Annotated in this window: 19 protein-coding genes and 1 pseudogene; 17 read left to right on the forward strand and 3 right to left on the reverse strand. The window is 70.8% G+C overall.

Annotated features, from left to right (window positions below; all coding sequences use genetic code 11):
- The first annotated feature begins 117 nt into the window (after window positions 1–117).
- The 5 genes and pseudogenes from ABD951_RS18465 to ABD951_RS18485 all read left to right on the forward strand — a co-directional run bounded on the left by ABD951_RS18465 (window position 118) and on the right by ABD951_RS18485 (window position 5,202).
- Window positions 118–993 (forward strand): LysR family transcriptional regulator, encoded by an 876-nt coding sequence (locus ABD951_RS18465; RefSeq protein ID WP_345348184.1) that lies wholly within the window; start codon window positions 118–120, stop codon window positions 991–993.
- A complete protein-coding gene (locus ABD951_RS18470; RefSeq protein ID WP_345348186.1) occupies window positions 990–1,895 on the forward strand; it encodes a serine hydrolase in 906 nt (301 codons plus the stop codon). Before ABD951_RS18465 ends, ABD951_RS18470 begins: the two co-directional genes overlap by 4 nt.
- Before the next feature lie 215 nt (window positions 1,896–2,110).
- A pseudogene (locus ABD951_RS18475) lies at window positions 2,111–2,944 on the forward strand (acyl-CoA dehydrogenase family protein); the annotation flags it as partial.
- A 282-nt stretch (window positions 2,945–3,226) separates the two neighbouring features.
- Window positions 3,227–4,429: an acetyl-CoA C-acyltransferase gene (locus tag ABD951_RS18480; RefSeq protein ID WP_345348187.1), complete on the forward strand. Its 1,203-nt coding sequence runs from the start codon at window positions 3,227–3,229 to the stop codon at window positions 4,427–4,429.
- Complete coding sequence (locus tag ABD951_RS18485; RefSeq protein ID WP_345348189.1) at window positions 4,426–5,202, forward strand: SDR family oxidoreductase; 777 nt, start codon at window positions 4,426–4,428, stop codon at window positions 5,200–5,202. The genes ABD951_RS18480 and ABD951_RS18485 overlap by 4 nt, the downstream gene beginning before the upstream one ends.
- Window positions 5,203–5,408: 206 nt before the next feature.
- On the opposite strand, the gene ABD951_RS18490 is transcribed toward ABD951_RS18485, so the two are convergent.
- On the reverse strand, window positions 5,409–6,326 hold the full coding sequence (locus ABD951_RS18490) for an NADP-dependent oxidoreductase (RefSeq protein ID WP_345348191.1): 918 nt from the start codon (window positions 6,324–6,326) through the stop codon (window positions 5,409–5,411).
- A gap of 124 nt (window positions 6,327–6,450) precedes the next feature.
- A complete protein-coding gene (locus ABD951_RS18495; protein ID WP_345348193.1) occupies window positions 6,451–9,726 on the reverse strand; it encodes an ATP-binding protein in 3,276 nt (1,091 codons plus the stop codon).
- A 120-nt stretch (window positions 9,727–9,846) separates the two neighbouring features.
- Here ABD951_RS18495 and ABD951_RS18500 point away from each other — a divergent pair, with 120 nt between their 5' ends.
- The 3 genes from ABD951_RS18500 (at window position 9,847) to ABD951_RS18510 (ending at window position 11,996) form a co-directional block, all read left to right on the forward strand.
- The gene (locus ABD951_RS18500; RefSeq protein ID WP_345348195.1) at window positions 9,847–10,494 is read left to right on the forward strand and encodes a hemerythrin domain-containing protein; all 648 of its coding nucleotides are present in this window, start codon (window positions 9,847–9,849) and stop codon (window positions 10,492–10,494) included.
- A 265-nt stretch (window positions 10,495–10,759) separates the two neighbouring features.
- Window positions 10,760–11,185: a DUF4267 domain-containing protein gene (locus ABD951_RS18505; RefSeq protein ID WP_345348197.1), complete on the forward strand. Its 426-nt coding sequence runs from the start codon at window positions 10,760–10,762 to the stop codon at window positions 11,183–11,185.
- Window positions 11,186–11,477: 292 nt separating this feature from the next.
- Entirely contained in the window at window positions 11,478–11,996 is a 519-nt protein-coding gene (locus ABD951_RS18510; protein WP_486374951.1) for a transglutaminase domain-containing protein, read from the forward strand.
- A gap of 32 nt (window positions 11,997–12,028) precedes the next feature.
- Here ABD951_RS18510 and ABD951_RS18515 read toward each other — a convergent pair whose 3' ends face one another.
- Window positions 12,029–13,003, reverse strand: coding sequence for a quinone oxidoreductase family protein (locus ABD951_RS18515; protein ID WP_345348202.1), 975 nt, complete (start codon window positions 13,001–13,003; stop codon window positions 12,029–12,031).
- 86 nt (window positions 13,004–13,089) lie between these two features.
- Between ABD951_RS18515 and ABD951_RS18520 the strand changes: the two genes are divergently transcribed.
- The 9 genes from ABD951_RS18520 (at window position 13,090) to ABD951_RS18560 (ending at window position 21,539) form a co-directional block, all read left to right on the forward strand.
- Entirely contained in the window at window positions 13,090–13,668 is a 579-nt protein-coding gene (locus ABD951_RS18520; protein ID WP_345348205.1) for a TetR/AcrR family transcriptional regulator, read from the forward strand.
- Between the two features lie 79 nt (window positions 13,669–13,747).
- The gene (locus ABD951_RS18525) at window positions 13,748–14,668 is read left to right on the forward strand and encodes an alpha/beta hydrolase (RefSeq protein WP_345348208.1); all 921 of its coding nucleotides are present in this window, start codon (window positions 13,748–13,750) and stop codon (window positions 14,666–14,668) included.
- 251 nt (window positions 14,669–14,919) lie between these two features.
- Window positions 14,920–15,864 carry an STM4015 family protein gene (locus ABD951_RS18530; RefSeq protein ID WP_345348211.1) on the forward strand — a complete coding sequence of 315 codons (945 nt, stop codon included), beginning with the start codon at window positions 14,920–14,922 and terminating at the stop codon, window positions 15,862–15,864.
- Window positions 15,861–16,955, forward strand: a complete 1,095-nt coding sequence (locus ABD951_RS18535) for an STM4014 family protein (protein WP_345348214.1) — start codon at window positions 15,861–15,863, stop codon at window positions 16,953–16,955. Before ABD951_RS18530 ends, ABD951_RS18535 begins: the two co-directional genes overlap by 4 nt.
- Window positions 16,939–17,814 carry an STM4013/SEN3800 family hydrolase gene (locus tag ABD951_RS18540; protein WP_345348217.1) on the forward strand — a complete coding sequence of 292 codons (876 nt, stop codon included), beginning with the start codon at window positions 16,939–16,941 and terminating at the stop codon, window positions 17,812–17,814. Before ABD951_RS18535 ends, ABD951_RS18540 begins: the two co-directional genes overlap by 17 nt.
- Window positions 17,811–19,178 carry an STM4012 family radical SAM protein gene (locus tag ABD951_RS18545; protein ID WP_345348220.1) on the forward strand — a complete coding sequence of 456 codons (1,368 nt, stop codon included), beginning with the start codon at window positions 17,811–17,813 and terminating at the stop codon, window positions 19,176–19,178. Before ABD951_RS18540 ends, ABD951_RS18545 begins: the two co-directional genes overlap by 4 nt.
- Before the next feature lie 2 nt (window positions 19,179–19,180).
- Complete coding sequence (locus tag ABD951_RS18550) at window positions 19,181–20,047, forward strand: STM4011 family radical SAM protein (protein ID WP_345348223.1); 867 nt, start codon at window positions 19,181–19,183, stop codon at window positions 20,045–20,047.
- Window positions 20,048–20,278: 231 nt separating this feature from the next.
- Window positions 20,279–21,232 (forward strand): DUF808 domain-containing protein, encoded by a 954-nt coding sequence (locus ABD951_RS18555; RefSeq protein ID WP_345348226.1) that lies wholly within the window; start codon window positions 20,279–20,281, stop codon window positions 21,230–21,232.
- A 49-nt stretch (window positions 21,233–21,281) separates the two neighbouring features.
- Window positions 21,282–21,539 (forward strand): hypothetical protein, encoded by a 258-nt coding sequence (locus ABD951_RS18560; RefSeq protein ID WP_345348229.1) that lies wholly within the window; start codon window positions 21,282–21,284, stop codon window positions 21,537–21,539.
- Window positions 21,540–21,711: the final 172 nt, after the last annotated feature.

Below are 21,711 nucleotides of genomic sequence, written 5' to 3' on the forward strand. Positions count from 1 at the left end.
GCATCCCGGCCCGGAGCCGAGTCGCTTCCGCTATCGCCGCTGGTCGACGACTGGTTGTGTGCGATGGAACTGGCCTCGCCCCGGTGGCAGCGGGGCGCTCGCTGGTTAGATGACCCCATGGATCTGCTCCGGCACCTACGCTTCTTTGTCGCAGTGGCTGAGGAAGGACATTTCGGGAACGCCTCCACACGACTCGGGATGACGCAACCACCGTTGTCACAGGGCATGCGGCGACTGGAGCAGAGGCTGGGGACCGAACTGGTACACCGCACTGCGCGCGGCGTCTCTCTCACCGACGCTGGACGCCAATTGCTTCCGCGCGCAAGGCTTCTCGTTGCCGACGCCACCCGATTCGAGGACGAGGCGCGGCGCATCGCGGGCGGCGACGACGCGGCGGTGCGGTGGGGAGTGCCGCACGCGGTTCGCGACGAACTCGTGGTCCAGTGCATCGGTGCGCTCCGCAACGCCGGCCGAGCCCGGGTGGTCACCACGACCTCGAGCACAGCTGAACTGGTGGACGGTGTCCGCACCGGCGCCCTCGACCTCGCCGTGGTCGAACATCCCGCCGTGCTCACCGGTCTGGACTGCGGACCGGTGCTCAAGCTCCGACGGTGGGTCGTGGTGCCGGAGGACCATCCGGCCGCGACAGCGGGGAAGGTCCAGGCCCGAATACTGCAGGGTCTTGCCCTGTCCACCACACCGCGATCGGACAACCCGCCGGCCCACGACCTGTTCGTCGACCTGTGGCGCGCTCGCGGTCTCGATCCCGACGTCGTCGTCTCGACCTGCCCGAGAGACCTCCTCGCGCAGGTCGCCGCCGGTACGTGCTTCGGGGTGACCACTGCGCCGCCGACACCGATGCCGGGCGTGGCCTGGCTCGACATGCTGCGCGACGATCTCGCGCTGCGCCTGCGGATCACATGGCGATCGGGTACCGACGTCGGAACGAGCGCCCATGCGCTCGATCGGGTACTGATCAGGACGGGCCGATGAACTTACCCACCGTTCAGCGGATCCACGATGTCTTCGCCGACGCCGGATGCACCGGCCGGCTGCACGCCAGGCGCGTCTGCGGCCCCGATCCGGGCCCCGAAATCTGCGTCGGCGCAGACGATCTCGTCGTGACGGCATCGGTGTACAAACTTCCCCTGCTGGTTGCACTGTGCCGACGCTTCGACAGCGGGACACTCGCACCGACGACGTCCGTGCGCGTCAACCCGGCGGACTGCACTCCCGGACCCACCGGCGTGTCGCTTTTTCGGGACCCAGTGGTGATGAGCTGGCGAGACCTGGCCCTGTCGATGATGACCGTCTCCGACAACGCCGCCGCCGACCTCATCCTCGGCCAGGTGGGACTCGCCGGCGTCGATCAGGCGCTCACCGAGCTCGGGCTGGTGCACACCCGGGTCGTCGGCGGCACCGCGGACGTGCACCGCGCCCTCCTCGTCGACGCCCGTGCCCACACGACCGCCGAGGCCTTCGCGGCGCTGGCCGACAACGACGAGGCATGGACGGTATCGGCCTACGACCCCGCGTACACGAGTGCCACCACGCCCCGCGACATGACGTCGCTCCTCGACGCGATCTGGACCGGCCGCGCCGTGTCACCGGCGCAGACCGAGTTCATCACCGAGGTGATGACGGCCCAGGTCTGGCCACACCGGATCAGGTCCGGGTTCCCGTACACCGGTGTGACGGTCGCCGGGAAAACCGGAACAATCGGCGCGATCCGGAATGAAGTCGCCGTCGTGAGCTTCCCTGGCGAGATCCCGATCGCCGTGGCGGTGTTCACGCAAGCTGCCCGCGCCGATCCGGTTCTCCCGGTCGTGGATCACGCCATCGGGCGGGCCGCGCAGATCGCGGTGACCGAACTCCGGTCCGGCCGTCTCGACTGATCGGCGCCGTGGATCGCCCTCCGGTGCGGCCGCACGTGATGGTCCGGCAGTTCGAGACGGCATCATGGCCGCCGGTGATGCGGGCGACTGCACTCAGCCACACCCAGCGTGCCCGACCTCACCGCCCGAATACACTCCGGGGAGGCGTCTCCGCACCGGCACTGCGGCCACCTGAGGTTGGCCACGTTGTTGTTCGTGAACGTCCCCGTCGAGGTGGACGACAGGAGCAGAAGCAGGAGTGGCTGCCGTGAATGGCCGCCGGAAGGGCCGTCGGCTGCTTCGGGCTGACCGAGCCGGATTTCGGCTCCAACCCGGCCGGCATGCGCACCAGCGCCCGGCGCGACGGCGACGACTGGATCCTCAACTGCACCAAGATGTGGATCACCAACGGTTCGATCGCCGACGCGGCAGTGGTGTGGGCCCAGACCGACGGCGGCATACGCGGTTTCGTCGTCCCGGCCGACACCCCCGGTTTCTCCGCGCCCGAGATCGAACGGAAGATGTCGCTGCGCGCGTCGGTCACCTCGGAGCTGGTGCTCGACGACGTCCGCCTTCCGGCCTCGGCAGTGCTGCCGAACGCGAAGGGGCTGCGTGGCCCGCTCACCGCCCTGTCCGAGGCGCGATTCGGAATCGCGTTCGGTGCGATCGGCGCCGCCCGGGACTGCCTGGAGACCGCGATCGAGTACGCGCAGTCCCGAGCGGTGTTCGACAAGCCGTTGTCGGCGTACCAGCTGACCCAGGCGAAGATCGCCGACATGGCGGTCGAGCTGGGCAAGGGACACCTCCTCGCCTACCACCTCGGCAGGATCACGGACCGTGGCGAGATCACCCCGGAGCAGATCAGCACCGGCAAGCTCAACAACGTGCGCGAGGCCATCGCCATCGCTCGGGAATGCCGAACGATCCTGGGCGCCAACGGCATCACCCTCGAGTACCCGGTCATCCGGCACGCCAACAACCTCGAATCCGTTCTCACCTACGAGGGAACCTCCGAGATGCACCAGCTGACCATCGGCAAGGCGCTGACCGGTCAGGCAGCGTTTCGCTGAACGCGTGCCACGACCGAACCGATTGCGGACCACCCGGGCGACGCCGTGTCGGCCCCCGGAACCGGGCATTCTCGCGGTCGTCCCCCTCCACCCATTTACTTGAAGTCGACGTCAATATAAAGTCGGGTTGTCCGGCGTGACCGCCTCGCCGATCGGCGAACGGCTCGCGCCGCCGACGGCATCCGGCGTCCCGGCGCCGGAAGTGCCGTGGGCCGCCTGGTCTTCGCCCTACCGCATCACGCGACACCATTGCGCACAGCGCAGACACGAAACGGAGTTCCCATGAGGGAAGCAGTCATCGTCTCGACCGCCCGCACGCCGATCGGCAAGGCGTATCGGGGTGCGTTCAACGACACCCAGGGTCAGGAGCTGGCCGGGCATGCGATCCGGCATGCCGTGGCACGGGCCGGGCTCGAGGGCGGCGAGGTCGAGGACGTGATCCTCGGCGCCTCGCTGCAGCAGGGCTCGACCGGGTCGAACGTGGCGCGGCAGTCGCTGCTGCGCGCGGGGTTGCCGGACACGGTGTCCGGGATGAGTGTGGACCGGCAGTGCGCGTCGGGGTTGATGGCGATCGCGACCGCCGCCAAGCAGATCGTCCACGACGGGATGCAGATCACCGTCGGTGGTGGCGTGGAGTCGATCTCGCTGGTGCAGAACGATCACATGAACACTCATCGTGCCGCCGACCCCTGGCTGGTGGAGCACGTGCCGGCGATCTACATGCCGATGCTGCACACCGCGGAGGTCGTCGCCGAGCGCTACCACGTCAGCCGCGAACGTCAGGACGAGCTGGCCCTGCTGTCGCAGCAGCGCACCGCCGCCGCGCAGGCCGCGGGTCGGTTCGACGACGAGATCGTGCCGCTGACCGCGACCATGAAGGTCGTCGACAAGGCCACCGGCGAGGTCTCCGAGCAGCAGGTCACCCTCACCCGGGACGAGGGCAACCGACCGACCACGACGCTGGAGTCCCTCGCCGGCCTGAAGGCGGTGCTGCCGGACGGGCAGGTCACCGCGCACTCTACGGTCACCGCAGGCAACGCCTCGCAGCTCTCCGACGGCGCGTCGGCGTCGGTCCTGATGGAAGCGGGAGAGGCGTCCAGCCGCGGCCTGACCCCGCTCGGCACCTACCGCGGCATCGCGGTGGCCGGCTGCCCGCCCGAGGAGATGGGCATCGGACCGGTGTTCGCGATCCCGAAGCTTCTCAAGGAGCACGGCCTGACCGTCGACGACATCGGACTGTGGGAGCTCAACGAGGCGTTCGCATCGCAGGCGGTCTATTGCCGCGACGAGCTCGGCATCGACCCGGACCGGTTCAACGTCAACGGCGGCGGCATCTCCGTCGGCCACCCCTACGGGATGACCGGCGCTCGCCTGGTCGGTCACTCCCTGATCGAGGGGCGTCGGCGTGGGGTGCGCTACGTCGTCGTCACGATGTGCATCGGCGGCGGCATGGGCGCCGCCGGACTGTTCGAGGTCGCGCTGTGAGCAGCCTGTTCGACGTCGCGGGCAAGAACGTCGTCGTCACCGGCGGCACCCGCGGCATCGGGATGATGATCGCGAAGGGCTTCGCCGAAGCCGGTGCGCGGGTGATCATCTCATCCCGCAAGCCCGACGCCTGCGAGTCCGCGGCCGCGGAACTGTCCGGGTTCGGCGACGTCGTCGCGCACCCGGCGGACCTGAGCACCGTGGAGGGTGTCGCGGACCTCGCCGGGTTCGTGGCCGGGACGTTCGACCGAGTGGACGTGCTGGTCAACAACGCCGGCGCCACCTGGGGTGCACCGGTCGACGAGTTCCCGGCCTCCGGGTTCGACAAGATCATGAACGTCAACGTCAAGTCGGTGTTCCTGCTGACGCAGCGGCTGTTGCCGCAGCTGCGGGCGGCGGCGACCGTCGACGACCCGGCACGGGTGATCAACATCGGGTCGATCAACGGGCTGGTGGTCTCGGACACCGACAACTTCTCGTACGGGGCGTCGAAGGCGGCGGTGCACATGCTGACCCGCAAGCTGGCCGCGACGCTGGCGGGGGAGTACATCACCGTCAACGCCGTTGCGCCGGGACCGTTCCCGACGAAGATGATGGCCTTCGCCCTCGACGACCCCGAGCTGAAGTCGGCGGTGGAGGGCAACGTCCCGCTCGGCCGGGTCGGCACCGAGCAGGACATCGCGGGCACGGCGATCTTCCTGTCGTCGCGGGCGGGTTCCTACCTGACCGGCACCGTGATCCCGGTGGACGGCGGCATCAGCGGCACCCGCTGAATTCGACTGCGAACAGGGCATATTCGGTCCGGTGGTCGGGCTCGCGGCGCGAGCCCGACCACCGGATTCAGGGAGGCGACACCGCGGCACGCCTCCACGAGAGCCTCGACCTCGCCCAGCCGGCGCCGGACGTGTTCGGATCGAGGCCGATCCCGACCGAGTTCCGCGCACCTTCGGCGGACAGGTCGCCGGGCAGGCCGGGTCGGTCAGGGCTCGAGCACGTAGCGACCGCGTGTCCCGCCCTTGGCCATCGCCCGGTGGGCGTCAGCGGCCTGGACCAACGGCACCACCGCATGCACTCGGGTCGGCAACCGGCCGTCCGCGGCGCGGGCCAGCAGCTGCCCCAATCGAGGACCGTCCGACTGCGTCACCAGCGCATTCACCGTGATCCCCCGCTCGGCCGAGGGCACCAGGTTGGGCCGGACGCCGACGAAGGCTCCGCCGTCGCGGACCGGGGCCAGGCCCCACACCTGCTGCGACGTGGTGTCGACGACCGCGTCCCAGCCCGGCTCGGCTTCCGTGACGAAGTCGGCGCCGAGACCACGGACGAACTGCTCGTCCGCGGCTCGGGCCAGGCCGGTGACCTGCCAGCCGCGGTCGGGTGCGAGCGAGGTCACGTCGGCCCCGATCGCGCCGGCCGCACCGATCACCAGCAACCGGTTGCCGTCGGCGGTCGCGTCGCCGAGCAGATCGACGATCTGCGCGGCACCCAAGCCGTTGAGCGGCACCGTCGATGCCGCGACCAGGTCGAGCCCGTCGGGCACCACGGCGAGATCGGCGGCGGGCACGACGAGTTGTTCGGCATAGGTGCCGAAGTCGCGGTCGAAACCGAGGACGACACCGGCAACCCGAGTGCCGACGGCCAGGTCCACGCCCGGACCGGCGGCGAGCACGGTGCCGGCGAAGTCCCAGCCCAGGCCGGTGTGAGTGGGCTGGTCGATCATGCCGAGCTCGTGGAAGAGACCACCCACGACCCCGAGGTCGGTCGGGTTGACCGGCGCGGCCGCGACCGCGACCGCGACCTCGCCGGGGCCGGGCTCGGTGCGGGGGACATCGACGATCTCGATCGAGTCGGGTCCGCCCGGAGTGCGGACGACGGCGGCCCGGAAGGTCGGTGTGCTCATGTTTCGCTCCTCAGTCAGTTCGGTTCTGATGGGCTCGAGACTGCTCCCGGGGTTTTGGAAGGCACTTGGAGCCGAATTGGAACGCTGGAAGCGGCGCGCCGAGGAACCCGACGCCGACCTGGCGTCAGCGTTGCCGTGGGGGCGAAACATGGACGCCGAGAGCACGATCGGCGTGTGCTCGGGCGGCGGCGGACCAGTGGGGGGCGTTCCACTGGTCGGCGATGACGGCGGCCCGGGCGAAGTGGGCGGCGGCCTCGTCGTCGCGGCCGAGGAGGAGGGCGAGATCGCCGAGCGTGTGGGCGACCGGGCGCACGGCCAACGACACACTCTCCGCGCCGGCCGGGGGGCCGTCTCGGTGCGGGAGCAGGTCCACGTAGATCTGCTCGGCAGCGTCGCGGTCGTTCGAGGCGACGACCGCCATTGCGCGCAGGCTCGTCAGGAAGGTGAAGAAGAAGTCGGGCCGGATCGGGCTCGGTGACGTGCGGACCCGGCGTGCCTCGTCGCTGCGGCCGGCGGCATGGAGGGCGAGCGTGAGCAGGTCGGCGACCATCGGGCCGAGCGTCTCGTGGAACGCACGGACGTCGTCCAGGTGATCGCCGAGCGTGCCGTTGTTGAGCCAGGTCGCCGCCAGCGCGAGGCGGAGGAAGCCCGCGGCGTGCACCGATCCGGCGCGTTCCATGCGCTCGGTGGCCTCGGCGTAGAGGCGCTCGGCCTCGGCGAACCGGCCCTCGACGAGAACCAGAGTCGCCAGCGCGATCTCGGCGGCGCCGGTCGCCTCCGGCATCCGGTAGGTGCGGGCGAGGTCGAGCGCCTCCCCCGTCACGCGGCGCATGGTCGCCGGGTCGTTGGCCGCGGCGGCGTTCGCGGCCTGGTTGAGGAGCCCTGTCACGCGGTAGACGGGCAGGTCGTGCTCGACGCCGATCTCCACCAGCTCACGGGAGTACTCCGCTCGCCCGGAGTCGCGGGCGAGGACCAGCAGCGCCGCGGCCCGGAGGCGGGGATCGGCGGCCAGGTCGAGCGCTTCCCGCGCCGCCGCCATGACGGTCGGATCGTTCTCGCCCACCAGCTCGTGGGCGTACGCGATGAGGAGGTGGGACCGCACGTCGGGGGCGAGACCGGTCCGCTCGAGCAGGCGGCTGAGGCGGTCGACGATGGGACGGTCGACCGTGCCGTAGGTGCGGGCCTGCCAGGGCGTGGGCTCGGTCCAGGCGGTGAACGCGGCGATCATCAGGTCGTCGCGGCCGATCGACTCGGCGTACTCCACGGCCTGCTCGCGCGTGTCCCGGGCCGCGGCGAAGGCCCCGGCCCTGACCTGCGCGCGCAGCAGCCTGCCGAGCAGGTCGACGCGCTCGTCCGGGTCACTGGAGTTGGTGACGGCGTCGGTGAGGAGCGCGGCCGCCACGTCGTGGGCGTAGCGCGCCTCGGCCAGCTCCGCGGCCCGCACGCAATAGCCGACGGCCTTCGGTGATCCCGCTCGCGCATGGTGATGGGCGAGGGCCGCGAGGTCGTCAGTGCCCTCCAGTGCCGCGGCGATCCGGGCGTGCATCCTGGTGGTCCGCACCCGGCTGACATCGGTCATCAGCGTGTCCCGGACCAGCGTGTGAACGAAGCGGACGCGCCCGGGCGCGGGCTCGTCGAGCAACCCGGCGATGACACCCGCGTCCAGCGCGTCCAGCACGCCGTCCTCGTCGGTGTCGGCGGCCTTCACGAGCACGTCCACCGAGCTTTCCCTGCCGGCCACGGCCGCCAGCCGCAGGACGGACACGCCGCTCTCGGGCAGCCTCGCGAACCGGCGCCGCAACACGTCCCGTACGCCCTCGGGGACCTCGGAGAGCGCGATCAGCGCGCCCTCGCCGCCCAGCAACCGCGCGGTCTCCCGCACATAGAAGGGGTTGCCGCCGGTCCGCTCGGCGATCCCGTCCACGGTCGCGTCGTCGGCCTCGCACTCCGCGCGGACGAGCTCCGCGACGGCGGTGCCGTCGAGTCCGGGCAGGTCCAGCCGGAGGGGCGCGGTGCGGGCGAGGGACGCGAGCGTCGCGGTGAGACGCTCGCTCTCGTCCGCGCGGTACGCCGCGACGACCAAGATCGGGGCCCGCACGTCGATGCCGCCGCCGAGCAGCTCCAGTGTGGCGGCGTCCGCCCAGTGCAGGTCGTCCAGGACGACAACGATCGGACGGTCGGCGGCGGCCGCCGAGAGCCAGGTCCACACGGCCCGCCGCAGCCGGAACCGCCCGGCCGCCGCGTCACCGTTCACCGGCGCGGAGTCGCGGAGCAGCGGTGCCAGGTCGTCGGCGAACTCCCCCACGGGAACACTCGTGGCCACCGTCCGCAGGACCTCGACCCACGCCCACGCGGGCGGCGCGCTGTCCACGTCGGGGCAGCGCCCGGCGGCGACGAGCCACCCGTCCTGCCCGAGCCGCGCACCGAGCTGCTCGAGCAGCGTCGACTTGCCGAGCCCCGCCTCCCCGGTGACGAGCGCGACGCGCGCCCCACCGGCGCCGGCCTCCCGCGCTGCCGCCAGCAGCGCCAACAGCTCGCCGTCCCGGCCCACGAACGTTGGCGTGCCGGGCTCGCCGTTCGGAGGCGGCGGCGCGGTCGCCCGGGACCGGGGTGCCTCGGCACCGAGCGGGGGAACGGCCGCCTGAAGGACCTCCGTGCGTTGGGTGAGAATCGCCTCTTCCAGAGCCACCAGGTCCGGGCCCGGGTCGAGGCCGAGCTCGTCGGCGAAGGTGGCGCGGGCGCGGCGGAGCGTGGCCAGAGCGTCGGCCTGGCGGCCGCTGCTCCACAGCGCGAGGGCGTGCAAGCGCCAGCCCTGCTCGCGCAGGGGATCGTCGCGCGTGAGGCTCTCCGCATCGGACACCACCGTCGCGGGGTGGCCGAGCCGCAGTCCCGCCGCGATGTGCAGTTCACGGGCGACCAGGCGCAGCTCGCCCAGCCGGGCGGTCTCGGCGACGACCCACGGCTCGTCGGCGACCTCGGCGAACGCCGGTCCCCGCCACAGCGCCAGCGCCTCGTCCAGCCGGACACGAGCCTCACGGGGATCGGCGAGCGTGTGGGCCTCGTCGAGCAGCTCCTCGAAGCGCCATGCGTCCACCGCCTCCGGCGGCAGCCGCAATGCGTAGCCGGGCGACGCGCTCACCAGCAGGCGAGCCGGAGTCCGTGGCGGGCGACCGGGTTCCAGCAGGCGGCGCAGATTGGACACGTACGACTGCAACGACGCCAGCGCGCGCGACGGCGCTTCGCCGCGCCACAGGTCCTCGACCAGCCGGTCGACCGGCACGACCTGACCGCGCGCGGCCACCAGCAGGGCCAGCACGCCGCGCTGTCGCGGTCCGCCGAGCGGAATGGGGTCACCGCCGGCCTCAGCCGCGAACGAGCCCAACACCCGGATCAAGACCATGACGTGGCACATCGTACGCACGACTCGGCGTCAGCCGTTCCAAGTCGGCTCCCAGTGTCTTCCAAACGCCCGGGAGCAGGCTCGAGCACATCGAACAAAACCGTTGAAGGGCAGGAACAAATGAGCGTCAACACCGAGGACATGGAGATCGTCCACCGCGCCTTCCGCCGCGAGTCACGGCTGCTGATGCAGCTCGTCGCGGCGGTCGCCCCGGGTGACACCGCGCGCGCAGCGGTGATCGCCGACCACTTCCGCGACTACCGGCTCGGACTGAAGAACCACCACGAGGGCGAGGACGAGCTGCTGTGGCCACCGCTGCTGTCGCGGGTCGATCTGGAGGCGGACATCGTCCTGCGGATGGAGGCCCAGCATGACCGTGTCGCAGCCACTCTGACCAATCTGGACGCTGCGGTCCCGGCGTGGGAGGCGACGGCCGGCGCCGGCGAGCGCGACGCCCTCGTGGCGGCGCTCGCCGATCACCGCGCCGTTCTGCTCGAACACCTCGACGACGAGGAGTCGACACTTCTTCCGCTCGCGGCCGAGTACGTCACCGAAAAGGAATGGGCCTCCCTGGGCGAGCATCTGGTGGCCAACACGCCGAAGCTCACCCTGCTCACGCTCTTCGGTCTCGTCCTGGAAGACGCGAACCCGGCCGAGCGAGCAACCCTCCTGTCCGCCCTCCCCGCGCCGGTCCGCGGCATCTGGCACGTCATCGGCCGCCCCCGCTACGCCCGTCACATCCGCCGCGTCCGCGCGGTCCGACCCTGACCCTGCCCATCCCGCACGAGGTCGACCACGGCGCGACCCTGGTGAACATCGAACTGGCCTGGTCCCGACCTTGGCCACCAACGCCGTGATCGCCTGGACCGCAACGGATCAAGGTCTCGAGGCCGAGCAGACGCGCCGGACGGGGCTGCGTGCTCACGCCCCGACCGGCCCTCCCGAGATCCTTCATCCGCACGGTCGCTCTGCGGACCGGCCTGCGGTCGCCACCCGACGGAATCCCTCCGACCACGAACTGAGGAGAACAATCATGACGAGATATCGCTTGACCACCCTGCTGGCAGTGATCTCCGCGGCCGCACCGTTGTACTTCGGGCTGAGCTTCCTGTTCAATCCCGTCGGCGCCCCCCAGGGCTTCGGCATCGAGCCTTGGCCGACCGGCAACGCGGACGGCTACTTCGTCGTCAAGGGCGTGCGCGACATCGCGGCCGCGGCCGTCATGTTCCTCCTGCTCGGCCTCGGCCGGCGTCGTGTCCTCGGCTGGGTCGTGCTGATCAACGCCGTGATTCCGACCGGCGACGCACTGGCGGTGGTGTCGCACGGCGGCACCACGGCCAGGGCGCTGACCGTGCACGGCTCGGCATTGGCGTTCGTCCTGCTGACCGCCGCACTCCTGCTGACAGAGCGGCCGCGGGCCGCGGAACCCGCCGCCACCGGTGACCGGTCCCGGAGCTGACGCCCGGGTTGATCGAGTAGTGGTCGCCGTTCCCGAAAACCGGTGCCTACCAGCCAACTACGCCATATCGGCCCGCTGGTCGGCGAATGTCACGGCGACCCCGACAGGGTCCGACGATGCTGGAATTGCGGGCCCTGTCCCCGATCGACGACTATCTGCTCGGCGACGACATCGTGCAGACGGACGACCCGCAGGTGCGGGCCGCGGCTGATCTCCTGCTGGGCCGGTCGGTCGGTCGATCGGACTACGCCCGTACCGCCTTCGAGTTCGTGCGGGACACGGTCGCGCACTCGTGGGACGCCGACGACCCCCGGGTGACGGTGACGGCCCGCGAGGTACTCGAGAACCGGTGGGGTTGTGCTACGCCAAGTCCCATCTGCTGGCGGCGCTGCTGCGGATCGGGGGCATCCCGACCGCGTTGTGCTACCAGTGGCTCGTCGACGACGACTACTTCATGCTGCACGGGCTCGTCGCCGTACATCTCGACGGGGCCTGGCACCGACTCGACGCCCGCGGCAACAAGGAGGGTGTGGACGCGCGGTTCGACCTCGGGGTCGAGCGCCTGGCGTGGCCCGTCCGCCCGGAACCGGGCGAACGCGACTTCCCGACCCTGCACGTGTTCCCACCCCGGCAGCTGGTCCGCGCGCTGCGCTCCGTCGACGACATCCGGTCCCTGACGACGAGCGGCCCGGGCATCCTGCCGGACCGCGAATCCTCCCACCCGCAGCGCCGACCCTCGGCGCGGGAGCGCAACCCGACGGCGCATCACCCGGCACCGACACCCTTGTGCTGCGGGTCGAGTTCGCGGTGATCGCGCGCGCCGAGGCCGAGACCACCGGTCCGTCATGCGGTGGGATCGAGGATCAGCTTTCCGGAGTTCCTCCGTTGCTCGATCTTCTCGTGCGCGAGGTGTGCCTGGCCGAGTGGAATCACCGAGTCGATCAGAGGCACGAGGGTCCCGGCCGCGGCCCGGTCGAGGATCTCGGCTCTGGCGTCCGCGACGCGGCCCAGCCAGGCCGGGCCGCCGCACCCGACCAGCGTCAGCCCCCGCAGCACCAAGTCCTGGGACGTGAGGGCGGCGGGTCGACCACTCAGCATCCCGTAGAACAGCATTCGGCCGGTCAGCGGAGTCATCGCATCGAGAAGACCGGCTGCCGACTCGCCACCGATCGACTCGAACACGACGTCGAGCGTCGTGTCACCGAGAGTGTCGCGCACCGCGTCCTGCCATCCCGGGACCGAGTGCACGGACACGTCGTCCGCCCCGAGCGATCGTGCCCGCTCGCATTTCTCGTCGGTGCCCGCGGTCGCGATGACCCGCGCGGCGCCGAACTCTCTTGCCATCTGGGTGAGGTACGCCCCGACGCCGGTCGACGCCGCTTCGACGAGGACCGTCTCGTGTCCGCGCATCGCGGCGGTGCGCAGCAGGGTGAGCGCAACCGAACCGGGTACGGCGACGGCGACGGCGTCGTGCAGTGACAGATCATCCGGAACGGCGACCGCCGCGGCCGCGGCGGCGACCACCTGTTCGGCGTAGGCGCCGGTGCCGTCGGTTGCCGCGACGACCCGGGCACCGATCAGGCCCGGGTCGACCCCCGGGCCGACACCGGTCACCGTTCCAGCCACTTCGCCGCCGAAGACGGCGGGAAGAGCGGCTGGAGAGGCGAAAACACCTGAGCGGACCTGTGTTTCGGCGAAATGCACCCCGATCGCGCCTGCCTCGATCAGCACCTGGCCGGCGGCTGGTGTCGGGGCCGGCATGTCCCGTTCGACGAGAACCTCCGGCCCGCCGGCCGACGTCATCACGATTGCCTTCATCGATCCTCCATAATTTGACCACCAGTCCAGTTGAGGAATGTCGACGACGATATTGACCGTGGGTCAAGTTGTCAATGGAGGTACACGTGGGAAACGAGCCGAAGCGGGAGCGCCGCGACGCCGCCCGCAATCGTCGGGCGATTCTCGATGCCACAGATGCACTGCTCGCCGAATTCGGCGCCGACAACGTCTCGATCGAGCAGGTTGCCGCTGCCGCCGGAGTGAGCAAGGGGACCGTTTTCCATCGCTTCGGCAGCAAGGCGGGCCTGATGAGAGCGCTCGTGGTCGAGCGCGCTCACGCGCTGCGCGATGCGGTCGTCGGCGGCCCGCCGCCTCTGGGCCCCGGCGCGCCGGCCGCCGAGCGACTGCTCGCGTACTTCGACGAGATGTTCCGGTTGGTGGTCGACAACGTCGAACTGATGATCGCGTACGACAAGGCGACCGACGATCCGCACACCGAGGCCATCCACGCGTTCTGGTACGGGCACATCGCATCACTGCTGGCCGAGATTCGACCCGACTCGGACGCCGAGGTGCTGGCCAGGGTTCTGCTCAGCACCCTGAACGGCGACCTGGTCCTCCACCACATCCGCACCGGCCAGACCGAACGTCTCGCGGGGGCGATCCACGGCCTGGTCGAATCCGTCGCGACGAGACCCGACTGAGTGGAACACTGTCGAGACACATTGAGGATCAGCGGGACTCGCCGCCGATTGTCGACACCCCCGACTGCGAGGAGGACGCGTGCGGTTCGCGCTGGGCGACCTGTTGGCTGACGTGCCTGCCGAGCAGGTCGACGAGGCTCGGCGTTTCTACGCCTCGAGGCCGGCCGGGCGTGGCCCCAGCACCGCCGAGGAGTTGCGGGAAGTGCGGGCGAGCAGGCCCGCTCCCCCGCTCGCCGATCCACCGGCGATCGACGAGATCGTCGAAGCCGCGGGAGTGCGGGTGCCGGTCAGGATCTTCACTCCCCCCGGCAACCGGGCACGGGGCGTCCATCTCGACATTCACGGCGGCGGCTTCTACATGGACTCCGCGGCGCGCGACGACGTGCGGAACCGCCGGCTCGCAGATGCTCTCGACATCGCCGTCGTCAGCGTCGACTACCGGCTGGCACCCGAACACCCGTGGCCGGCCGCCCCCGACGACTGTGAAGCGGCGGCACTCTGGCTCGTCGAGCACGCCGAGGCCCGCTTCGGATCCTCCCGTCTGGCGATCGGCGGCCGGTCGGCGGGAGCGACGCTCGCTGTGACGACCCTGCTCCGGCTGAGGGACAGAGGAGCGGTCGACGGGTTCACCGGCGCCGCACTCCAATTCGGCACCTACGACCTCAGCGCGCAGACTCCGGCCGGACGTCGGATCGCCGACGAGTACTTCATCCAGGCCTACGTCGGCCACGTGGACGACCGCACCGCACCGGACATCTCTCCGCTCTACGGCGACCTCCACGGCCTTCCCCCGGCGCTGCTGGTCGTCGGGAGCACGGACGTGTTGCTGGAGGACAACCTCGCGATGGCAGGTCGTCTCGCGGCCGCAGGCAACGACGTCGAGCTGCGGGTCTACCCCGAGTCCCCCCACGGGTTCACCGGCCACCCCACCGCGATGGCCGGGACCGCCCTCGCCGGCCTCCATTCGTGGCTGCTCGACCGGGTCGCCCGACCGCAGTAGCACCCGACGGCGATCAACGTCGGGCGCCGCCGTGAACGACATCCGCGGACGCGGATTGCATGTCCACTTTCGTGCCGGACAGCAGCGGCCACCGACCGGCGTGTCCCACCGACACCACCTCGAAACCGAGTGGTGTCGGTGGGTCCTGCGACACTCACGCCCCGAACGCGGAAACCGAACCACGGGTCAATTGCGACCCTCCGAATCGGGCATAATGCCCATCGGACCCACCCGAGACCAGGAGCGCCCCGGTGATCAGCGAGCTGCGAAACGAGTTCCACGGCCTTCCGGTCGTGGAGTTCCCCATCGACACTGCCCCCGCCCCCGTGCAGGGCCCGGTCGCGTGGCGGATCTCCGTCCCCACGTACGACGCGCCCATGGAGTGGCCGGAGGCGTTCGAGAAGTTCCGTGCCGCGGTCGATCCGGCGAGCGTGCAGGCGATCGTCGTCGGTGGCTGGTCCGAGCCGTACGACACCAGCTCGGCCGACATCGTTGCGGCGCTCACCGCCGCCGCCGGCGAACTCTCCGCGTTGCGGTCCCTGTTCATCGGGGACATGACTTTCGAGGACTGCGAGATCTCATGGATCGTGCAGTCGGACGTCACGGGCCTGCTGTCGGCGTTTCCGCAGCTGACGCACCTGGGGGTGCGCGGCGGCACCCAACTGGCACTGCACCCGGTCCGGCACGAGAACCTGCGCAGCCTGGTGATCGAGTCGGGCGGCCTGCCCGCCGACGTGGTCCGGGCGGTGGCCGCGTCGGATCTGCCCGGCCTGACCGATCTGGAATTATGGTTGGGCACAGAGGAATACGGCGGCGATTCGTCCGCCGAGGACCTCGCTCCGATTCTGTCCGGCGAGAAGTTCCCGCGGTTGACCCGGCTCGCGCTGTCGAACAGTGACCACCAGGACGCGATCGCCGCCGCGGTGGCGGCCGCGCCGATCGTCCCGCAGCTGCACACCCTGGATCTGTCCAAGGGCGTGCTGCTGGACACGGGCGCCGAGGCGCTGCTCGCCGGGCAGTCGCTCACCCACCTCGAATCGCTCGACCTGCACCACAACTACCTCAGCGACGGCATGCGCGAACGCATGCGCGCGGCACTCGAACCGTCCGGTGTGCGACTGGATCTCGAGGCCGGGAACGCCGACGAGGACGAGTACGACGGCACCGTCTACCGGTCGGTCGCGGTCGGCGAATGACACGTCCTCGACTCGCGGTCGTGGGCAACCCGGAGAATCGCCGCGTCACGATGCTGCTGGACGCCGCGGCCCGGCGCGGCGTGCCCACCCCGCGGGTGGTGCCCTGGCGTGAGGTGCTCATCGCTGGTGGGGCTCGATTCGATCCCGACGAGTTGGTGCGCCTCGACTCGCCCGGCGAAGACCCCGACGTCGACGCCCTGCTGCGCGGTCCCGGCGACCCGACACGCATCGCGGACGGCCCTCGGTGGTACGCGTCCCTGCTAGACGCGGTCGGAACGTTGCGCGGCGGGCGACGACTGACCGACGCCGAGGATCTGTCCGTGCTGTTCGACAAGCGGCGGTGCCATGCGACGCTCGCGAACGGTGGTGTGCCGGTGCCGGTCTCCCCCACCTCGGGTGCCGACGCGCCGGCGCCGCGGAACTGGCCGGAGGTGCGCGAGTTGGCCGCGGCCGCCGGGCTGCGCCGGTTCTTCGTCAAACCCGCGCACGGATCGTCCGCGGCCGGTGTGGTCGCGGTGGAGACCGCCCCGAGCGGACGGGTGCAGGCCCGCAGCAGCACGGAGGTCGCGGCGGACGGTGTCCACAACTCCCTGCGCGTGCGCCGACTCACAGGTGAAGCCGAAGTGGGCGCCCTGATTGACGCGCTGGCCGGCGAACTGCTGCACATCGAGGCGTGGCTGCCGAAACCCTCGTCGCGGGGCCGCACCGCCGACCTGCGGGTGGTGGTGATCGCCGGGCGGGCGACCCACGCGGTACTCCGCACCAGCTGCCACCCGATGACCAACCTGCATCTGGGCGGGCAGCGCGGCGACCTGGACATCGCACGGGCAGGATTCGACTCCGCGGGCTACGGCTGGGACCGGGCGCTCGCCGTCGCCGAACGGGCCGCCGCGCGTTTTCCGCGCACCCTGTGCGTCGGCGTGGACCTGCTGCCCGCCGCGAACTGGCGCGGTGCCGCGGTGGGTGAGGTGAACGCCTTCGGCGATCTGCTCCCGGGCCTGACCGGGCTCCCGGGTCGCGCCGACGGGCTCGACACGTACGGGGCGCAGCTGGCTGCGGTGACGGGGTGGGCCGATGATGCAGCAGCCTGACGAGACGATCGCCACACGTCCGGACTCCAACTCCACTGCGGCACAGCCGGACATGACGGCCGTCGTCGGCTCCGACGACATCCTGTTGATCACGCTGGACACCCTCCGCTACGACGTGGCCTGCGAGCTGGCGGCCGCCGGTCGGATCCCGAACCTGGCGCGGCACCTGCCCGGCGGCCGGTGGGAGGAACGCCACGCCCCCGGCAGCTTCACCTACGCCTCGCACCAGGCGATGTTCGCCGGGTTCCTCCCCACTCCGGTCGGGCAGGGGCCGCACCCGCGGCTGTTCGCGGCCGAGTTCGGCGGGAGCGAGTCCACCGCGGCCGGCACCTTCGTCTTCGCGGAGTCGAACCTGGTCGACGGTCTCGCCGCCGCCGGCTACCGCACGGTGTGTATCGGTGGTGTCGGGTTCTTCAACCGCCGGGGTGCGCTGGGTTCGGTGCTGCCCGACCTGTTCGACGAGGCGCACTGGTCGCCCGAACTCGGGGTGACCTCGCCCACCTCGTTCGAGGCGCAGGTGGACCTGGCCGCACGAGTCGTGGGCGGGCTCCCGGCCGAGCGCCGCCTGTTCCTGTTCGTCAACGTATCCGCTCTGCACCAACCGAATTGGTTCTTCGCCGAGGGAGCCACCGCGGATCACGGGGACACCCGGGCGACGCACGCGGCCGCGCTGGAGTACGTGGATCGGCACATCGGGCGGCTGTTCGCCGCCGTGTCGAGCCGGCGCCGCTGCTTCGCGATCGTGTGCTCGGACCACGGCACCACGTACGGCGAGGACGGATACACGGGGCACCGTCTGGGCCACCCGGCGGTGTGGACGGTGCCGTACGCCCATTTCTTCCTGCCGGGGCCGCGATGACCGCCACCGACCTGCCGATGCCGATACCGCCGGGTGCGGTGCCACCGGAATACGTGCCGCCGTACCAGAACTACGTGTACGCGTACCCGCACAAGACGGCGTACCGGCCGCTCCGGCCGCGTCCCGCGTTGACCGAATTGTGGGCGGACGAACCTCAGGACGCGCTGTCGCTGTACCTGCACGTCCCGTTCTGCGAGGTGCGCTGCGGTTTCTGCAACCTCTTCACCCGGGTCGGCGCACCGGACGAGCTGACCACCCGGTACCTCGACGCCCTCGAGCGGCAGGCGGACGCGGCGCGAGAGGCCCTGGCACCGTCGGCGCGCTTCGCGACGGCGGCGTTCGGCGGGGGAACCCCCACCTACCTGACCGCGGGGGAACTGGACCGGCTGTGCGACATCGCCGAAGACGGCATGGGTGCCGACCTGCGGGCGATCCCCCTGTCTGTGGAGGCGTCGCCGTCGACGGCCACCGCCGACCGGCTCGCGGTGCTCGCCGAGCGCGGCGTCACCCGGCTCAGCCTCGGGGTGCAGAGCTTCGACGACACCGAGGCCCGGGCAGCCGTCCGGCCGCAACGGCGCGCGGACGTCGAGGCCGCCCTGCAGCGTGTGCGGGACGCGGCGATCGCAGTCCTGAACATCGATCTGATCTACGGGATCGACGGCCAGACACCGGATTCCTGGGCCGCCTCCCTCGACGCAGCGCTCGCCTGGCGTCCCGAGGAGCTGTACCTGTACCCGCTGTACGTGCGGCCGCTGACGGGGCTGGCCCGCCGCGGCGGCGGGCCCGATCCGGAGTGGGACGCCCACCGGCTGGACCTCTACCGCCGCGGACGCGATCACCTGCTCGCGGCGGGTTACGTCCAGGAGTCGATGCGCATGTTCCGCCGCGCCGAGGCACCCGACCTCGGCCCGAACGACTACGCCTGCCAGACCGACGGCATGATCGGGCTCGGTTGTGGCGCACGGTCGTACACCCGAAAGCTGCACTACTCGTTCGACTATGCGGTCGGTGCGCACGAGGTGCGCGCCATCATCGACGACTACGTGGCGGGCACCGCCCGGGACTTCCGCCGCGCCGTCGTGGGCCACGCGATGAGCGAGGACGAGACCCGTCGCCGGCACCTGCTGCAGTCGGTGCTGCAGGCGTCGGGAATGCCGTTGTCGGACTACCGTTCCCGATTCGGGTCCGATCCATACGAGCATTTCGGCGCGGAGCTGGATCGGTGGTCCGAGCGCGGATGGCTCCACGCCGACGGCGGACGGCTGCGGCTGACCGCCCTGGGTCTGGCGTACTCCGACGCCCTCGGACCGGAGCTGTTCTCCCCGGCGGTGCGGACCGCGATGGCCGAGTACGAGGGCCGCTGACGGTGCTGACCATCCTGTACCGCGGTCCGCTGGCCTCGTGCGACTACGACTGCCCGTACTGCCCGTTCGCGAAGCGCCGGGACACCCCCGAGCAGCTGCGCGCCGACCGCGCGGCGCTGGAGCGCTTCTGCGCGTGGGTGGCAGGCCAGGATCGGGATCTGTCGATCCTGTTCACCCCGTGGGGCGAGGGCCTGGTCCGCTCCTGGTACCGGCGGGCCCTGGTGGACCTGTCCCGGCTGCCTCGGGTGCGCCGGGTGGCGATCCAGACCAACCTGAGCTGCCGCACCGGCTGGCTCGCCGACGCCGACCGCGACAGGGTCGCGCTGTGGTGCACGTACCACCCCGGCCAGACGCCCCACGACCGGTTCCTGACCAAGACCACCGAGCTGACCGCGCTCGGAGTGCGGTTCAGTGTGGGTGTCGTCGGACTGCCGGAGCATCTGGAGGCCGCCCGTCGGCTGCGCGCCGAGCTTCCCGATTCGGTGTACCTGTGGGTCAACGCCGCCGACGGCCACGAGTACACCGACGCCGGCGCGGCCGCCTGGACTGCGATCGACCCGCTCTTCGAATACAGCCGGCATCCGCACCGGACGCGGGGTCGCGCGTGCCGAACCGGCGACACGGTGGTGTCCGTCGACGGGGCCGGCACCGTCCGGCGCTGCCATTTCGTTCCCGAGGAGCTGGGGAACCTGTACGACGACTCCTACCGAAAGGCGTTGCGGCCGAGCTCCTGCCCGTTGGACCTGTGCGACTGCCACATCGGGTACGTACACGCCGAGCAGCTGCCGCTGTACGACGTCTTCGCCGGCGGTGTGCTGGAACGGATCCCGGCTGAGCCGATATGGCTGCCGCTCCCCACGCGGCGATAGCGTCGGGCCGCCGTCGGGGCCAACGCCGACCCCACATCATCGGGGCCCTCCCCCCGATCGGTGATGTTCCTCCGTACACGTGCAGGTGATGGCGCGCCAACCGTCCGAGCCCCGCCGCCGGGCAGAACGTCCGGCGTTGCCGGCCGGGACCACGAGTTCGGTACCGTTCTGTGTCGACCCGCGACCGCGTGTCGTTCGAGCGGATCCGCGCATCCGAACTGGGAGGTTCCCGTGGCTGGTGGTCTCGTCGCCCTGTTGGACGACGTCGCAGCGATCGCGAAAGTGGCCGCGGCGTCCATCGACGACGTCGGAGCGGCGGCCGGTAAGGCCAGCGTCAAGGCGGCGGGGGTGGTTGTCGACGACACCGCCGTCACACCCCGCTACGTGCAGGGCTTCTCACCCCAACGCGAACTTCCCATCATCCGCAAGATCGCGATCGGGTCGATCCGCAACAAGCTCCTGATCATCCTGCCGGTGGCCATGATCCTGAGCCAGTTCCTGCCACAGGCGCTGCCGTACCTGCTGATCGCCGGTGGCATGTTCCTGTGCTACGAGGGCGCCGAGAAGGTCTACGAGGCCCTCACCGGCGGTCATCACGAGGACGAGGGCACGACCGAGGCGCAGGGCGGGGCCGAGCACGAGAAGACGATGGTCCGCGGCGCGATCCGCACCGACCTGATCCTGTCGGCGGAGATCATGGTGATCGCGCTGTCGTCCGTCGAGGACGAACCGTTCCTCACCCGACTGCTGGTGCTCATCGTCGTCGCGATCCTCATCACCATCCTGGTGTACGGCGTGGTCGCCCTGATCGTGAAGATGGACGACATGGGCCTGGCGCTCGCGGGGCGCAAGTCGTCGTTCAGTCAGCGGATCGGCCGCGGCCTCGTGACCGCGATGCCGAAGGTGATGTCCGTGCTCACCGTGGTCGGGATCGCCGCGATGCTCTGGGTCGGCGGCCACATCCTGATCGTCAACGTCGGCGAGGCGGGATTCCACTGGCCGGCCGATCGCCTCCACGACCTCGAACACTGGTTCGGCGAACTCGTGCACGGCGGCTTCGGCGGCGTTCTGTCCTGGACCGCGGGGACCCTGGCGTCCGCCCTCGTCGGGCTGGTCGTCGGCGCGCTCGTCGTCCTCATCGTGCACCTGATCCCGATGCGGAAGAAGGCCGACGCGGCGCACTGACGGGTCCGGCCCCGGCCTACCTGCGAGACCCGACGCCTGCTACATCGTGATGAGCACGGTGGTGTTCGTCGGCGCCAGCACCATCTGGACGCCCGCGCCGGCCAACCTGTCGGAATCGATTTCCGGCAGCCCGGCCGCGCAGGCCGCTGGTGACGGTGCCGTCCTTCTCGGGACCGCGTGCCTGCGGGCCACCGCGCTGTTCTGGAAGCTCGTCGGCGCCCGCCGGGCCCGTAGGTCCTTGGCCACGTGTGCGCTCCGTGCGGCCCGCACCTCTCCGAACGACGTCGTCGAGCGTCACCCCCACTGACCGCGCACGCGCGCCGGCACGAAGCCGCCTCCGCCCAGCAGATCTCGTTGAACGATGGAGCGTTGCGGGTCGGAGCGACGCTCGGCCGGATCGCCGGTGTCGACGAGAGTTTCGCACCCACCACCACCTCACGCACACGGTGGGCGTGGGTGTTGCGCAATGGTCGGCGCGG

The organism is Rhodococcus olei, assembly GCF_039540555.1.
Taxonomy (GTDB): Bacteria; Actinomycetota; Actinomycetes; order Mycobacteriales; family Mycobacteriaceae; genus Rhodococcus_G; species Rhodococcus_G olei.

Coding starts and splice junctions, on each gene's coding strand:
- ABD951_RS18465 (WP_345348184.1), top strand. CDS start 118: ATGGATCTGCTCCGGCACCTACGCTTCTTTGTCGCAGTGGCTGAGGAA.
- ABD951_RS18470 (WP_345348186.1), top strand. CDS start 990: ATGAACTTACCCACCGTTCAGCGGATCCACGATGTCTTCGCCGACGCC.
- ABD951_RS18480 (WP_345348187.1), top strand. CDS start 3,227: ATGAGGGAAGCAGTCATCGTCTCGACCGCCCGCACGCCGATCGGCAAG.
- ABD951_RS18490 (WP_345348191.1), bottom strand. CDS start 6,326: ATGAGCACACCGACCTTCCGGGCCGCCGTCGTCCGCACTCCGGGCGGA.
- ABD951_RS18495 (WP_345348193.1), bottom strand. CDS start 9,726: ATGGTCTTGATCCGGGTGTTGGGCTCGTTCGCGGCTGAGGCCGGCGGT.
- ABD951_RS18500 (WP_345348195.1), top strand. CDS start 9,847: ATGAGCGTCAACACCGAGGACATGGAGATCGTCCACCGCGCCTTCCGC.
- ABD951_RS18505 (WP_345348197.1), top strand. CDS start 10,760: ATGACGAGATATCGCTTGACCACCCTGCTGGCAGTGATCTCCGCGGCC.
- ABD951_RS18515 (WP_345348202.1), bottom strand. CDS start 13,003: ATGAAGGCAATCGTGATGACGTCGGCCGGCGGGCCGGAGGTTCTCGTC.
- ABD951_RS18535 (WP_345348214.1), top strand. CDS start 15,861: ATGACACGTCCTCGACTCGCGGTCGTGGGCAACCCGGAGAATCGCCGC.
- ABD951_RS18540 (WP_345348217.1), top strand. CDS start 16,939: ATGATGCAGCAGCCTGACGAGACGATCGCCACACGTCCGGACTCCAAC.
- ABD951_RS18545 (WP_345348220.1), top strand. CDS start 17,811: ATGACCGCCACCGACCTGCCGATGCCGATACCGCCGGGTGCGGTGCCA.
- ABD951_RS18560 (WP_345348229.1), top strand. CDS start 21,282: ATGAGCACGGTGGTGTTCGTCGGCGCCAGCACCATCTGGACGCCCGCG.